Source organism: Phytoactinopolyspora mesophila (genome assembly GCF_010122465.1).
In the GTDB taxonomy this organism is placed as follows: Bacteria; Actinomycetota; Actinomycetes; order Jiangellales; family Jiangellaceae; genus Phytoactinopolyspora; species Phytoactinopolyspora mesophila.
The window spans coordinates 115,804-129,916 of sequence record NZ_WLZY01000001.1 but is presented as its reverse complement, the minus strand read 5'-3'; the positions used below and the strand labels follow the sequence as shown (position 1 = coordinate 129,916).

Sequence of the window (14,113 nt, the reverse complement as noted above, 5' to 3'; positions counted from 1 at the left end):
TCGCGTTCTCGCCGCGGCTCGGCCGAGTGGGAGCGGCGCGCGGCGTCAGCAAAAGGTTATCGACTGTGGTCGAGTTGTCAATACCTTTTGTGTACCACTTATAGACAACTGTCCCATCGGAGCAGCGTACGAAGCTGCTCCCGCACCACAACCGGCCCGCTCGCACCACGGCGAACGGGCTAGACGATGAAGACGATCAGGTCATTCGAGCAGACCCGCACTAGCCAGCCCGTGCGGGTGACCGAGATCCTCGTGCGGCGTGGTCGTCAGGTCCAGCTCGGCGGTGATCATGTAACGGTCGCCGCGAAACAGCGTCTGGGTGAACTCGACCGGAACGCCTTCCCCGGTGCGGGTGATGGTCCGGAACAGAAAAGCCGGTGAGTACGGCGGCACCTGCAATTCGGTGCTCTCCGCGGGACTGACCACCGTCGGCTCGACCGTCTGTGTACCGGCCGATACCTTGAGCCCGTACTGGTCCTCGAGCACCTCGTAGAGGCTGCGAGTTTCAAGTTCGTCGACCTGGAGCCCGGGCACCATTTCGTCCGGAAGATGAGTGGTGGCGATCGCCATCGGCTCACCATCGGCCAGCCGGAGCCGACGGATGACGAGCACCTGGTCGGACGGCGCAATCTGCAGCCGCCAGCCCAGGCGCACTCCGGCATCGGCCCGGTCCGCGCTCAGCACCCGGGTAGCCGGCGTCAGACCTCTGCGGCGCAGGCCGACCGAGAAGGATGAGGCCGTGGGCGACTGCACGACCGTCGGACGGGCCACATAGGTGCCGCTGCCCTGCCGTCGTGTGAGATAGCCGTCGCGGACAAGATCGTCAACGGCGCGGCGCACGGTCAAACGCGACACACCGCAGTCTTCTCCCAGCGCACGCTCCGGCGGGATCGGATCCCCGACGTTCAGATTCTCCAGCAGGCTCATGATCCGGTCACGGACCATGTCATGCTTGTGCCCTCGGGGGGCCGCTGCGGAGCTCATTCCCCTCCAGCGCTCGACTGATCTTCCCTCATGCTGTAGATGACTCTACGGCATAAGTAAGAAATTGGTATTGATGACCCGCTCGACCGGCGAGGTTGCGTCCTGCGGGGAGTGGCCTGGGGCACTCGCCGCGCAGGACGCAACCCGTGGCGACGTTCAGCCGACGCTCACTTCCGCCCGGCCGCGCAGCAGATAGTGATCGGAGTTCGGGCCGACCGGGAGGACTTCCGCTTCCAGATCGAGCACGTGGTCCGCCGAGAAGAAGACATAGTCGATCTTCTTCGGCCCCTCCGTCGGGTGGTCGAACGTGCGCACCCCGGAGCGGCATTCGGTCGCCTGCTGGTTCACGCAGTCCTGCGTGAAGCCGTCCGGATTGGTCATGTCGATCTCGACGAACTCACCGATCCCGTCGAGCGCATAGAAGGGGTCCATCTCCGGGTCACCGGGTTCGGCGTTGAAGTCCCCACCGAGGATGACGAGCTGATCGTTGCCGTAGAGATACCGGTCCACTTCAGCTGCCCACGTGGTCAACTGCTCCCACCTCGCCCTCGCCGCCGGTCCGGTCCGGCCGGATCTGGGATGTGCGACACACGCCCGGATCGCCCCCTGCGCGAACCCGGCAAGCCCGGCGTCCGCGCAAAGAGCCTTGCTCACCGTCGCGGTACCGTAATTGGTCTGGCTCAGCATGATCTCCTCGCGATTCGTCAAGCTGTTCTTGGCGAGCAGCACCTGGCCGAACCGGAGCAGATTCTGGGAGGCAAGCTCGGAGGTGTTCCCACCGGGCGGGGTGCAGGAGTCGACTCTGGGACGGGCGGCGACCCACTTGTAGTCATATCCCTCAGCTGCGAGTTCGTCCCTGATATGGGCGTACTGCAGATAACAGACCTCGGTCAGCATGACGATGTCGGCGTCGTAATCCAGCACCTCGTCGATCAGGTATCCGGTGCGATCGAGGATCTCACCTGGATTGTCACAGTGAGCGGCCGCGCCACACAGGTTGTAGTTGACCACCCTGATGTCGCCGACGGTAGCGGCCGGCACCGGTTCCGCCAGCTGAGCCGCACCGGGTGCGTCCGGCTCGTCTTGCCCCGCGCCGGCATTCGCATACAACACCACTGACATCGTCATTCCGCCCGCGACAACGGGAGCCACGAGCCGATGCAAGACACGAGCCATAACTACTCTCCTTCTTCCGAACGAGCCGCCGAGGGGAGGGCACGGCGGTTGTCAACGGTTTACTCGTGGGCGGTCAAGATCGTCAACGGTCCACCGGCTCCCGATTGCGGCAGTCAGCGCCGAAACGTCAGATCGGCGACAACCGGCAGGTGGTCGGATGCCTCGCTTGCCACCACTTCGGCCGCGTCAACGCCCACATCCGGGCTGGTCAAGACGTAGTCGATCCGGCGATCGGGCTCCGGCAGGTATGCGGTTAGCCCGTCGCCCTCACCGCCCAGCTCCCACGCGTCGGCGAACGTGTCGAACAGCGGCTCGATGGTGCCGAACGGCCAGGAACGGTCTTCGTTGAGATCGCCCATCAGCACCGTCCGGGTGGGGTCGTCGCCGACGATCTCCAGCATCTCAGCCACCTGCGCAGTGCGGATCTCGGCGGCCTCGTCCGTCGCTCCGGATTGCAGGTGGGCACTGAACACCCGCACATGCACACCCTTGACGTTCACCGTGACGTCGGCGAACCCCGGAATCGGCTTGACCTCACCACGATCCGGACCACGCCCCACCCGACGCGTCAGATCATGGTTCTGCGCCGAAACAATCGGATACTCACTCAACACCGCCAACCCGAACGCCCGCTGCTGCGCACCAGGCGGCGCCGGGATGTTGCCCTCACCACCCGGATTCTCCGGATCATAACCCGGCTCAAAACTATAGATCGGCGCAAAGTACACGTGCATATCCAGCAACTCCGCCAGCTCCGCAGCCTGATCCCGCAGATCACTACGCGTACTCCAATGCACATCCACCTCCTGCAACGCCACCACCTCAGCGCCACTCTCAGCAATGCGATGCGCGACACGATGCACACTCACATCATCATCGGCACCGCGCGCATGCTGGATGTTGTAGGACATCACCCGCAGCTCGACGCCTTTCCCGCCGGCAGCCGAAGCCGGCGGCTCCGCTTGCTCAGCACCCGCGCTCGCATACATCACGGCGGACACCGTCATGACTCCAGCAACGGCCGGGATCACCAGCCGACGCAGAACACGATTCATTGCCCTCTCCCTTCGTTGGGTAATACCGAGCCAGTGATCTTCAGCTGACGAGCGCCCAACCCTGCTGTGATCGTTGCCGGATTCTTGCTCCACATAAGCGGCATTCCGGTCAGGAAAACCGGCACTTGACGACAAGAATCCGGCAACGATCACCGATAAGGGCGACGACGACGGCTAACGCCGCCGCAGCGTCAGATCAGCGACGACGGGAAGGTGGTCCGAGGCGTCGATATCGAGCACCTCCGCCGACTCGACCTCGATGTCCGGGGTGGCGAGCACGAAGTCGATACGCCGGTCCGGGTTGTCGGCGCGGAAGGTGTAGCCGGCGCCCTCGCCCTTCTCCCACGCGTCGGTGAACACGTCGAACAGCGGCAGGATCTCCGGGCGGTACACCACGCTGTCCGGTTCGATCGCGGCGTTGAGATCTCCCATCAGCACCGCGTTGGCCGGGTCGTCGCCGACGATGTCCAGCATCTCGGCCACCTGCGCGGTGCGAATGTCGGTGCCCAATTGAGTGGCGCCGGCCTGGAGATGAGTGCTGAACACCCGCACGTGCACACCCTTGACGTTGACGGTGACGTCGGCGAAGCCGTGGATCGGTTTGACCTCACCACGATCCGGACCACGCCCCACCCGACGCGTCAGATCATGGTTCTGCGCCGAGACAATCGGATACTCACTCAACACCGCCAACCCGAACGCCCGCTGCTGCGCACCAGGCGGCGCCGGGATGTTGTCCTCACCACCCGGATTCTCCGGATCATAACCCGGCTCAAAACTATAGATCGGCGCAAAGTACACGTGCATATCCAGCAGATCCGCCAGCTCCGCAGCCTGATCCCGCAGATCACTACGCGTACTCCAATGCACATCCACCTCCTGCAACGCCACCACCTCAGCGCCACTCTCAGCAATACGATGCGCGACACGATGCACGGAAACATCGCCGTCCACGCCACGGGCATGTCCGATGTTGTAGGACATCACCCGCAACGGGATGTCTTTCGGGCCGGCCGCCACGGCCGGATCAGTGGAGGTGGTGCTGGCGCCCGCATAGGCCACCGCGGACGCGGTGATCAACGTGACGGCGGTGGGGACGATGAGCCTTCGCAAGATTCGATTCATCACACACTCCTTCTCCTCTCCGGTGATCATTGGCTTTTGACCACCGGATCCGGTGGTCAAAAGCCAATGATCATGGCTGACGTGCGGTCGTGGCCTCCTTTCCGAGCTCGTCCAGGACGGGCGGCAGCTCGACGATGTCGGCGACGACGGCGTCGGGCATCAGGTCGGCGGGCTCCGTGGCGGCCGGTATGGCCGCCCGCTGGGCGGCCGCCGCCTCAAGCAGGTATCCGCGCATCTCAGCGAGCTGATCGGGGTCCAGCTCAGCCATGCGGCCGACAAACGGCGCGTCTTGACGCATCAGCACACTCGTGACCGCGGCCCCCCTGGCGCCCCGGATGTCGTGATCGATCCGGTCACCGACATGTACGGTCGTCGTCGCGCCGCCGAATGCCGCAGCGAACGCCCGCGGATCGGGTTTCGCCCAGCCGAGGTCGTCGGTGGTCAGAACCTGGTCCACCTCGTCCCACAGGCCGGTGGAACGCAAGACTGGCTCCTGGTAGACCCGGAATCCGTTGGTCAGGATCACCACTCGCCATCCGTCATCGCGCAGGCTTCGCAACACCGGGATGGTCTTCTCGTGCACCAGTCGTACCTTGCTCGGCACGGCATGCCGGCGCACGACGGCGGCGACGTCGACCGCTCCGGCGCCGAGCCCGGCCTCCTCGGCCAGCGCGTCGGTGTGCGCCTGCCAGTCGTAGGCGGCCAGTGCGTCACCGCGTTCCAACGCCTTCCGGTGCCGCTGCTGAAGTGACCGGGCGACGTCCGCCTCAGGATCGCCGTTGGTGATGTGTTCTGCGATCTCCGGTATCACCCAGCTGCCAAACGCGTTGCGTATCAGCGTGTCGTCCAGGTCGAAGGTGATCGCGCGGGTCGATCGACGTGTCACCTGATTCCCTCCGTCAGTCCTTCCATGAACTGGCGCGCCAGAATCACGAAAGCGATGATCATCGGCACCGACGACAGTGTCAGGCCAGCAAACAACAGCGCCCATTCGGTGCTGAACTCCCCGACGATGGTGAGCATCCCGAGTGGGATGGTGCGCAATTCGTCGCTCCGGATGAACACCAGCGGGAAGAAGAACTCGTTCCACATGCTCACGATGCTCACGATCGCGACGGTGGCCAGGGCCGGGCGCATCATGGGCATGACCACCCGCCAATAGACCTGCCAGACATTGGCGCCGTCGACCATCGCGGCTTCTTCGACCTCGCGCGGCATCGTGATGAAGAAGCCGTACAACACGAAGATCGCGAATGACAGCCGCTCGGCCACCAGGACAAGGAGCAAACCGTTGCGGGTGTCGAGCAGATCGAGCGACTGCATGAGCATGAACAACGGCACGACGGCCAGCTTCAGCGGCAAGGTCAGGCCGAGCAGGAAGACCATGAGCAGCGCCTTGTTCCACCGGAAGTCAAAGCGGGCCAGATAGAACGCCGCCATCGAGGAGATCAGCAGCAGGACCAGCAGCCCCACCCCGGTGACATAGACACTGTTCATGAAGTACGACGGAAAATTGCTGCGCTCCCAGATCTCGACATAGTTGCCGAACTGCGGCTGGGTCGGCAGCCCGAGCGGATTCGACAGGATGTCCAGGTCGGATCTCAGCGAGTTCGCCAGCATCAAGAAGATCGGATACATCTCGATGATCGCGAACAGCACCAGTACGGCGTACGAGATCAGGGCAGGGAACCGGCGACGGCGCTCGATGTGCCGTTGCTGCCGCATGCGCCTTTCGGTGTCCCGCTCTGCGCCGGTCACGGATGTGGTTGCCATGCGCCCCTCACAGGTCGACCCGCTTGCGGGTGAAGAAGAACACCATCAGGCCGGAGACGAGCGCCATGCCGACGATCAGCATCAGCGCCAGCGCCGAGCCGAGCCCGATCGCCGCCGCACCACCCTCGCCGCCGAAGGCGAGGCGGTAGAACAGCAGCGCCAGCGTGTCGCTGGAGTAGAACGGGCTGCCGGTCACGCCTTGCATCGCGTAGACCAGATCGAACATCTCGAACGACGAGATGAATGTCAGCACGGTGAGGATCATCCAGGCCGGCCTGGTGAGCGGGAACATGAAGTGCCACAGCACCCGTAGGCCCGACGCTCCGTCCAGCCGGGCGGCCTCGAAAACCTGCCGCGGAATCGCCTGCATCGCGGCCAGGAAGACCAGGATGCTGAACCCGAGCCGATACCAGCCTTCGACGAAGATCACCGAGTACAAGGCGGTCGACGGCGAGCCGAGCCAGTTCTGCGCCAGCCAGCCGAGGCCCATGCCTTCGAGAAGCTGATTCAGCGCGCCCATGTTGGGGCTGAGGATCATCTGCCACAGGAAACCGATCACGATCAGCGACAAGAGCCTCGGCAGGAAATACGCCGCCTTGAAGATCTCGCGTCCGCGCCGGTGCTGGTAGAGCAATGCTGCGACGACGAACCCGACGACGCACTGCAGCACGAAGGAGAAGACGAAGATCTTGATGTTGTTGACGAGTGCGTTGACCACCCGCTCGTCGAGCGGCGGCGTCGTCAGCAGTGCGGTGAAGTTCCCCAGGCCGGTCCACTCGCCTCGCTGCATGCCCTGGAACTCGAAGAAGCTGTTGTACAGCGTCAGAATCACCGGGTAGAGGACAAACAGCGCGTAGACGGCCAGCGCCGGCACCACGAAGAGATGCACCAACCGCCCAGGGCCTACCCCGCTTTTCCGGCCGGTCCCCCGGCGGCCCGGAACCATCCGGCGCCACCGGGGCATCGCATCGGTACTCGTTGTCGACATCCGCGCCCACTACTGCTGGAAGGGTTCGTACCAGGCTTCGGCCGAGCGCTGCACCGTCTCGACGACCTCGTCGAGTTCAAGCGCGTCGACGTACATTCCTTGCAGAGCGTTCTCGAACTCTTCCTTCGTGTCCGGCTGGCCACCGGCCAGGTCGATGTGGAACAGCGTGGGCACGCCGCCTTGTTGGTTCTGCTCGATGAGGCTCTGAATCAGCTCGTCGCCGACCTGCACCCCGGGGACCGGGCTGGTCCGGGTGAAGGCCTCGGCGAATGCCTGACCGAACTCCTGGGTGGTCATGTACTCCAGCAGCACCCGGGCCGCGTCGACGTTCTCCGAGTCGGCCAGGGCCGCGTATGCCCCGTCCACCCACGTGCTCAGCCGACCCTCGTCGCCGGCGTCGTCCGGCAGGGCCGGGATGATTCCCATCTCCAAATCAGGGTTCAACTGGCGAAGCGGCGCGATGCGGTAGTCGCCGTTGATGTACATCGCGGCGTCCCCGATCGCGAACATGCCGCGGGCCTCGTCGTCGGAGATACCGACGAAGTTCGGCGGATAGTACGGCTCGAGATCGACCATGCGCTGGACCGAAGCCCGGAACTCCGGCGCGGTGAAGTCCGTCGCTCCGGAACGAATCTGATCGATGAAGTCCGGTCCGTAAGCCCCCGGCGCGACGGCGGCGTGCGTCAAGGACAGCAGGTAGGCGGCATCACCAGCCTGCGCTACCGGAGTCACACCTTCGTCCTGGAACTGCTCGGCCGCCTCGAGCAGCTCACCCCACGTCGTCGGCACCTCGACGCCGTGCTCTTCGAAGACTCCGACGTTGTACAGCGTGACCGCCGAGTTCAGGGCCAGTGGCACCCCGTAGATCTCTCCGTCACTGCCACGGACCGCCTCGAGGTACTCGTCGTCGAACGCGTCGAGGCCAGCCAGGTCGCCGATCGGTTCCAGGTACCCCTGGTCGGAGATCTGGCGCCCTCGCTCGTACGAACGCATCTGAATGATGTCCGGCCCGCTGCCGGCCTGCAGCGCACTCTGGACGATCTGGTCGTAGTCGGTGGAACTGAACGGCGAGAATTTCACCGTGATACCGGGGTGCTGAGCTTCGAATTCGTCGAAGATGTCACGGTAACCATCGGCGTCCTCCGGCCGCCAGCTGTAGACCTCGATGGTGACGTCGTCGAACTCAGCGGTCTCGCCCTCAGGCGCCGCTTCGGAGTCCTCCGTCGCGGTCCCGCCGGAATCGTCTTGTCCACACGCGGTGACCAACAAGGCGGCCGCACCGATGAGTGCGGCCCAGACTGTTCTCTTTGTTCTACGCATACGAGTCCTCCTCAACTCCGAACATCGATGTCGGCAGTACACCGATGTGACACATCGACCTCTGGCGAGCTCCGCGCGACGACGTCTCGCGGCATACTGATCAGTTGTCGGCACGCACCCGGAACCGGCGCGGCCTTTCGAGTTCGCGTCCGCTTGTGTTGCCTACGACTGTCGTGACGTGCCGTGGCCGCGACGGCCGACGGCTTCGAACGTGATCTCCAGGGCGCGCAGCGTGTCGTCGTACGAACGCTGCGCGACAGCGACGAACAGGATGTCGGCGACGGTCAGCTGTGCGTGGTGACTGGCCATCGCCCCGACCCGGAAGGTCGTTTCGCGTGCCGCCGTCGTGAGCACATAGTCGGCTTGTTCGGTGATGGGCGACCGGGCGAAGTTCGTGACAGCCACTGTGGTGGCCCCACGTTCCCGCGCCTCGGCCAAAGCGTCGACCGTGTCCCCGGTGGCGCCGGTGTAGGACACCCCTATGGCGACGTCCGCATCAGTCATCAGTGCCGCCGTCGACAGCGCTTCACGCACGTCCGACCACGCAAACGCCTGCCGACCGATCCGGCGCAGTTTGAGCCCCAGGTCGGCGATGACCAGACCGGATGTCCCCACACCGAACAGCTCGATCCGCCGCGCGGCGCTCACCGCGTCGACGACCTTGCCGAGGATCTCGCGGTCGAGACCATCGGCTGTCTCGGTGATGGCACGCTCATCCGCGGCGGCGATCTTGCCGATGATCTGTTCGAGATCATCGGATCGTTCCACATCGGTGCCGACCAGCCGCTCGGTGCTCGTTTCACTGCGGCTGACGTCCACGGCCAGTGCCAGGCGCAACTGCGCGTACCCCGAGAACCCCGCGGAACGGCAGAAGCGGACCACGGTCGCCTCGGATGTCCGGGCCGCACGGGCAAGTGCGGTGATGCTGGCGATGGCGACACCGGCCGGATCCTCCAGCACCGCCTCACCCACCCGCTGCTCTGCCGGGTTGAGCGACGGCAGAAGACCGCGGATTCGAACCAGCGTGCCCTTCGGACCAGCCATGCTGACACCTCCTGGCGAAAAGTTACTCCGTCATGGCAGGTTCGTCAAGAAAAAATTCTTCAAGCCATATCAAGACGGTAGGAAGACACGGCTATCCCGCTGTTGACCTGCGCAGACGTTCGACTCGGCCATCGGAGGCCGCAGCCCGGGGTACGTTGAGCACGACCGATTCCCGTCGAGATGGAGACCGTGAAGACACCGAAGCGTCGGCCGAGGGCGATGAGACGACGGATTCCGCCGCCCGCGCGTGGAGATCTCATCGCCGGCATCAGCGTCGCGCTCGTGCTCGTGCCGCAATCACTGGCCTATGCCGAACTCGCCGGCCTGCCGCCGGTCCACGGACTGTATGCAGCGGCCGCGGCCCCGATCGCGGCCGCCCTGATCGGCTCGTCGCCCTACCTGCAAACCGGTCCGGTCGCGCTGACCAGTCTGCTCACCCTGGGCGCGCTCTCGCCGCTCGCCGTGACCGGCTCAGCCACCTTCATCTCGTACGCGGCGGTGCTGGCCATCCTGGTGGGAGCAGCTCGCGTGATGCTCGGCCTGCTGCGCTGGGGCGCACTGGCCTACTTCATGTCGATACCCGTGATCACCGGCTTCACCGTGGCCGCCGCGGTGCTGATCATCGGCTCTCAGATCCCGGACCTGCTGGCTGTCCCAGCTGACTCCGGCAACCCGGCCCGGGCTGCCGCCGACGCGCTGTCCCAGCCCGGCAACTGGAGCATCGCGCCCCTGCTGATCGGCTTCGCCGTGATCGTCATCGTCGCCGCCGGGCGGAAGATATCCGCTGCCGTCCCGTGGGTGCTCATCGCGACCGCTGCCGCACTCGTGGCCAGCCGCACCGGCATCATCGACGTCCCCGAGATCGGGCACATCCCCACCGGCATGCCGCCGGTTTCACTGGACCTGCCGTGGCAGGCGGTACCGCAGTTGATCGTCCCGGCGTTGCTGATCGCGCTCGTCGGCTTCGCCGAACCAGCGTCCATAGCCCGCAAGTACGCTGCCGCCGACCGTCAGGCCTGGAGCCCCAACCGCGAGTTCCTCGGACAGGGTTTGGCGAATCTTGCCGCTGGAGCCGCGGGCGGCTACCCGACCGGCGGTTCGTTCTCCCGCTCCGCGCTGAACCGTCATGCCGGCGCCAAGACCCGCTGGAGTGGCGCGGTGACCGGGGTGACTGTCCTGGCCATGCTGCCCATCGTCGATGTGCTGTCGCAGCTGCCGGTGGCGGTTCTCGCCGGTCTGGTGATCGTCGCCGCGATCTCATTGGTCGACCTCAAACCCTTCGGCGAGTACTGGCGCAACTCACGTCCACAGTTCCTGGTCGCGGTGCCGACATTCGTGGCCACGCTAATCCTCGCTCCGCGGGTGGAGCGTGGCCTACTGATCGGGATCGCACTCGCGTTCGCTGTGCACCTCTGGCGCGAGATGCGCATCGACGTGACGACGCGGCTGGACGATCGTGTGCTGCACGTGCACCCGGAAGGTGTGCTCTACTTCGCCTCGGCTCCGATGCTCGAAACGCACCTGACCGGCCTGCTGGCCGAACATCCCGACCTCACCTCAGTGATCATCGACGTGCACCGGCTCGGGCGGCTGGATCTGACCGGACTGATGGCGTTGCGCAATTTCGCTCAGCAAGCCGGCGACTTCGGCGTCGAGGTAGAAGTCCACAACGTTCCCGAGCATGCCCGCGAACGTGCCCACCGGGTCCTGGAACCGGTCTGCCGCGTCGTCACCACCGAACCCGATTAACGCCCACTTGCTCCGCCCGCCGTTCGCTGCGAGCGCCGTCGCAGGAATGGGCGTGGGACGAGACAGCGGAACAACGAGAGAAGCCGGGAATGATCCTGCGCGCGCTATACGAGGGCGTGTGGCATGCTTCTCCGCCACACGCCCGAGGCGCGAAGGGTCATTCCCGGCTTCTCTCGTTGTGGCGGCCTCACCATCCCGCCACCATGACTAGAGCCGACGGCGCTGCCGCAGCGCGGCCAATGCTTCCTCGAGGATGGCAGCGCCGTCCTCGTCGCTGCGCCGTTCTTTGACATAGGCCAGATGTGTCTTGTACGGCTCAGCACGCGGCGACGGCGGCGGGTTCGCCTGATCCTGGCTAGCCGGCGAACCACAGCGAAGGCAGTCCCACGACTCCGGCACATCGGCTTCCATCGAGAAGAACGGCGCACTGACGTGGCCTTGAGTGCAGTAGTACGTCACCTGACGGCGGGGCGCGGAATCGCCACGCTCGTCCTCCCCCATCGGGCCAGCTCCCACCCGGCTTCCCCGGATCGCATTTCCACCGGCCACCTTATTGGTCCCTCCACGTCGAGTTCTTGGTGACTATCTGCGCAGGATCCCCGTCAGGTCCTCGAACGTGACCTCATGCCATCAGCCCGAGCGCGACGATGCACGAAACCCAGACCAGCGCGACCGCGATGGTCAAGCGGTCCAGGTTTCGCTCAGCGACCGACGAGCCACCAACAGAGGCCGACATACCGCCGCCGAACATATCGGACAGGCCACCGCCTTTGCCCTTGTGCATCAAGATCAACACGAGCATCAGCAGGCTCGTGAGCACTAGCAGGATCGCAAACACGACATCCACGGTGGTGAGCCTCATCCTCTTCGAACAAGTGGCGGTCAAGCAGCCAGTAAGTCTACCTCTACGATCAACGACGGTCGAAGCGGCAGATCGCGGCGAACTCGTCGGCGTCGAGACTGGCCCCGCCCACGAGCGTGCCGTCGACATCCGGCTGGTCCATGATCGGCCCGACGTTGGCTGCCTTCACCGAGCCACCGTACAGCACCCGGACCGCGGCAGCCACCTCGGCGTTGTAAAGCTCACTGAGGCGAGTCCGGATCTCCGCGGCCATCTCCTGAGCATCATCCGGCGTCGCCACCTCACCTGTGCCGATGGCCCACACCGGCTCGTAGGCCACGACAACGGTTGACGCCTGGGCCGCGGAAACACCGTCCAGTCCGCCGGCCAGCTGTGCCAGCGTATGCGCGACGTGCTCACCGGCCTGGCGCACGTCCAGCCCCTCACCGATGCAGAGAATGGGCGTGAGCTCATGGCGCAGCGCGGCCTTGACCTTGGCGTTCACCAGCTCGTCGGACTCGCTGTGGTGCTGGCGCCGCTCGGAATGCCCGACAGCCACATAACTGCATCCGAGCTTTGCCAGGAAGGCCCCGGAGATCTCGCCGGTGTACGCACCTGAATCGTGCGCCGACAGGTCCTGACCACCGTAGGTGATGCCGAGCTTGTCACCGTCGATCAGCGTCTGCACCGAGCGGATGTCCGTGTACGGCGGCAGCACCGCGACATCGATCTTCTCGAAGGTCTCCGGGTCGAGAGAGAACGCCAGCTTCTGAACGAGGGCGATCGCTTCGAGATGGTTGAAGTTCATCTTCCAGTTGCCGGCCATCAGCGGCCGGCGAACGGGCGTTGCCAATATTCAGTCCTCCAGAACCGCAAGACCCGGCAGGGTCTTACCTTCGAGCAATTCGAGTGACGCCCCGCCACCGGTCGAGATGTGAGTGAACGCCGACGCGTCGAGGCCCAGCTTGTGGACAGCGGCGGCGGAGTCGCCACCCCCGACCACGCTCGTACCGTCGATCTCGGAGACGGCCCGGCCTACCTGCGCAGTTCCGGCGGCAAACGGCGCGAGCTCGAACACACCCATCGGGCCGTTCCACACGACGGTCTTGGCATCGGCGAGCTTACCGCTGAACAATTCGATCGAAGCCGGCCCGATGTCGAGGCCCTTTTGGTCGTCGGGAATTGCCGAAGCGCTGACCACCGATGTCTCGGCGTCGGCCGCGATGTCGGCGGCGACGACGACGTCCACCGGCAAGACGATCTCGACTCCGCGCTGCGCAGCCTGCTCGAGGTACTTGCGCACCGTGTCCACCTGGTCGGCCTCGAGGAGCGAGCCTCCAACGCCATAGCCCCGCGCGGCGAGGAACGTGAACGCCATACCGCCACCGATGAGCAGCCGGTCCACCTTGCCGATCAGATTGTCGATGACGCCGAGCTTGTCCGACACCTTCGACCCGCCGAGAACGACGACGTAGGGCCGCTCCGGCGAGACCAGCACCTTGCGAAACGCCTCGACCTCGGCTTCGACCAGCCGGCCGGCCGCGCGCGGCAGCCGCTGAGCGACGTCGTACACGCTGGCCTGTTTGCGGTGGACCACTCCGAATCCGTCGGATACGAAGTAGTCCCCCAGGGCGGCGAGCTCGTCGGCCATCGCCCCGCGCTCGGCGTCGTCCTTGCTGGTCTCACGCGGATCGAACCGGACATTCTCAAGCACGGCGACGCCGCCGTCACCGAGACCGGCGACGGTTTTCTGAGCGCTCTCGCCCACGGTGTCCGTGGCGAAGGCGACGTCGGCGCCGAGCAGCTCGGAGAGCCGTTCAGCTACCGGCGCGAGGGAATACTTGGGCTCCGGCGTCCCCTTCGGCCGACCCAGGTGCGCGGTGACCACCACGCGGGCACCAGCCTCGGCCAGTTCCTTGATGGTGGTCACCGAAGCCCGCACCCGGTTGTCGTCGGTGATGGTGGAGCCGTCGAGAGGAACGTTGAGGTCGGAGCGCACAAGGACACGCCTGCCTCGCAGCTCACCCAATCGTTCGATCGTCTTCAAGGCCATGACAT

General features: G+C 65.1%; 14 protein-coding genes. 1 reads left to right on the top strand and 13 read right to left on the bottom strand.

Going from position 1 to position 14,113, the window contains the following annotated elements:
* Window positions 1-201: 201 nt before the first annotated feature.
* From F7O44_RS00535 to F7O44_RS00495, 9 genes are all read right to left on the bottom strand, one after another.
* Entirely contained in the window at window positions 202-945 is a 744-nt protein-coding gene (locus F7O44_RS00535; RefSeq protein WP_162448254.1) for a GntR family transcriptional regulator, read from the bottom strand.
* A gap of 195 nt (window positions 946-1,140) precedes the next feature.
* On the bottom strand, window positions 1,141-2,160 hold the full coding sequence (locus F7O44_RS00530) for an endonuclease/exonuclease/phosphatase family protein (protein ID WP_162448253.1): 1,020 nt from the start codon (window positions 2,158-2,160) through the stop codon (window positions 1,141-1,143).
* A gap of 113 nt (window positions 2,161-2,273) precedes the next feature.
* Complete coding sequence (locus F7O44_RS00525) at window positions 2,274-3,215, bottom strand: endonuclease/exonuclease/phosphatase family protein (RefSeq protein ID WP_162448252.1); 942 nt, start codon at window positions 3,213-3,215, stop codon at window positions 2,274-2,276.
* A 174-nt stretch (window positions 3,216-3,389) separates the two neighbouring features.
* Window positions 3,390-4,340 (bottom strand): endonuclease/exonuclease/phosphatase family protein, encoded by a 951-nt coding sequence (locus tag F7O44_RS00520; RefSeq protein WP_162448251.1) that lies wholly within the window; start codon window positions 4,338-4,340, stop codon window positions 3,390-3,392.
* 70 nt (window positions 4,341-4,410) lie between these two features.
* On the bottom strand, window positions 4,411-5,226 hold the full coding sequence (locus tag F7O44_RS00515; protein ID WP_162448250.1) for an HAD-IA family hydrolase: 816 nt from the start codon (window positions 5,224-5,226) through the stop codon (window positions 4,411-4,413).
* On the bottom strand, window positions 5,223-6,113 hold the full coding sequence (locus F7O44_RS00510) for a carbohydrate ABC transporter permease (protein WP_222850922.1): 891 nt from the start codon (window positions 6,111-6,113) through the stop codon (window positions 5,223-5,225). Before F7O44_RS00510 ends, F7O44_RS00515 begins: the two co-directional genes overlap by 4 nt.
* A 7-nt stretch (window positions 6,114-6,120) precedes the next feature.
* Window positions 6,121-7,101 (bottom strand): carbohydrate ABC transporter permease, encoded by a 981-nt coding sequence (locus F7O44_RS00505; RefSeq protein ID WP_222850921.1) that lies wholly within the window; start codon window positions 7,099-7,101, stop codon window positions 6,121-6,123.
* Window positions 7,102-7,110: 9 nt separating this feature from the next.
* On the bottom strand, window positions 7,111-8,421 hold the full coding sequence (locus F7O44_RS00500) for an ABC transporter substrate-binding protein (protein ID WP_162448249.1): 1,311 nt from the start codon (window positions 8,419-8,421) through the stop codon (window positions 7,111-7,113).
* Window positions 8,422-8,583: 162 nt separating this feature from the next.
* The gene (locus F7O44_RS00495) at window positions 8,584-9,465 is read right to left on the bottom strand and encodes a MurR/RpiR family transcriptional regulator (RefSeq protein ID WP_162448248.1); all 882 of its coding nucleotides are present in this window, start codon (window positions 9,463-9,465) and stop codon (window positions 8,584-8,586) included.
* 189 nt (window positions 9,466-9,654) lie between these two features.
* Here F7O44_RS00495 and F7O44_RS00490 point away from each other — a divergent pair, with 189 nt between their 5' ends.
* Window positions 9,655-11,214, top strand: a complete 1,560-nt coding sequence (locus F7O44_RS00490) for a SulP family inorganic anion transporter (RefSeq protein ID WP_162448247.1) — start codon at window positions 9,655-9,657, stop codon at window positions 11,212-11,214.
* A 207-nt stretch (window positions 11,215-11,421) separates the two neighbouring features.
* Here F7O44_RS00490 and F7O44_RS00485 read toward each other — a convergent pair whose 3' ends face one another.
* From F7O44_RS00485 to F7O44_RS00470, 4 genes are all read right to left on the bottom strand, one after another.
* Entirely contained in the window at window positions 11,422-11,763 is a 342-nt protein-coding gene (locus F7O44_RS00485; RefSeq protein ID WP_162448246.1) for an RNA polymerase-binding protein RbpA, read from the bottom strand.
* A 73-nt stretch (window positions 11,764-11,836) separates the two neighbouring features.
* Window positions 11,837-12,061, bottom strand: coding sequence for a preprotein translocase subunit SecG (gene secG / locus F7O44_RS00480; protein ID WP_162448245.1), 225 nt, complete (start codon window positions 12,059-12,061; stop codon window positions 11,837-11,839).
* Window positions 12,062-12,125: 64 nt separating this feature from the next.
* Window positions 12,126-12,881, bottom strand: coding sequence for a triose-phosphate isomerase (gene tpiA, locus F7O44_RS00475; RefSeq protein ID WP_162449236.1), 756 nt, complete (start codon window positions 12,879-12,881; stop codon window positions 12,126-12,128).
* Between the two features lie 30 nt (window positions 12,882-12,911).
* A complete protein-coding gene (locus F7O44_RS00470; RefSeq protein ID WP_162449235.1) occupies window positions 12,912-14,102 on the bottom strand; it encodes a phosphoglycerate kinase in 1,191 nt (396 codons plus the stop codon).
* Window positions 14,103-14,113 lie beyond the last annotated feature (11 nt).

Excerpts from the sequence above, each read along its gene's own strand:
- tpiA (WP_162449236.1), bottom strand. The coding sequence starts at position 12,881 with ATGGCCGGCAACTGGAAGATGAACTTCAACCATCTCGAAGCGATCGCC.
- F7O44_RS00500 (WP_162448249.1), bottom strand. The coding sequence starts at position 8,421 with ATGCGTAGAACAAAGAGAACAGTCTGGGCCGCACTCATCGGTGCGGCC.
- F7O44_RS00495 (WP_162448248.1), bottom strand. The coding sequence starts at position 9,465 with ATGGCTGGTCCGAAGGGCACGCTGGTTCGAATCCGCGGTCTTCTGCCG.
- F7O44_RS00510 (WP_222850922.1), bottom strand. The coding sequence starts at position 6,113 with ATGGCAACCACATCCGTGACCGGCGCAGAGCGGGACACCGAAAGGCGC.
- F7O44_RS00505 (WP_222850921.1), bottom strand. The coding sequence starts at position 7,101 with ATGTCGACAACGAGTACCGATGCGATGCCCCGGTGGCGCCGGATGGTT.
- F7O44_RS00530 (WP_162448253.1), bottom strand. The coding sequence starts at position 2,160 with ATGGCTCGTGTCTTGCATCGGCTCGTGGCTCCCGTTGTCGCGGGCGGA.
- F7O44_RS00520 (WP_162448251.1), bottom strand. The coding sequence starts at position 4,340 with ATGAATCGAATCTTGCGAAGGCTCATCGTCCCCACCGCCGTCACGTTG.
- F7O44_RS00535 (WP_162448254.1), bottom strand. The coding sequence starts at position 945 with ATGGTCCGTGACCGGATCATGAGCCTGCTGGAGAATCTGAACGTCGGG.
- F7O44_RS00525 (WP_162448252.1), bottom strand. The coding sequence starts at position 3,215 with ATGAATCGTGTTCTGCGTCGGCTGGTGATCCCGGCCGTTGCTGGAGTC.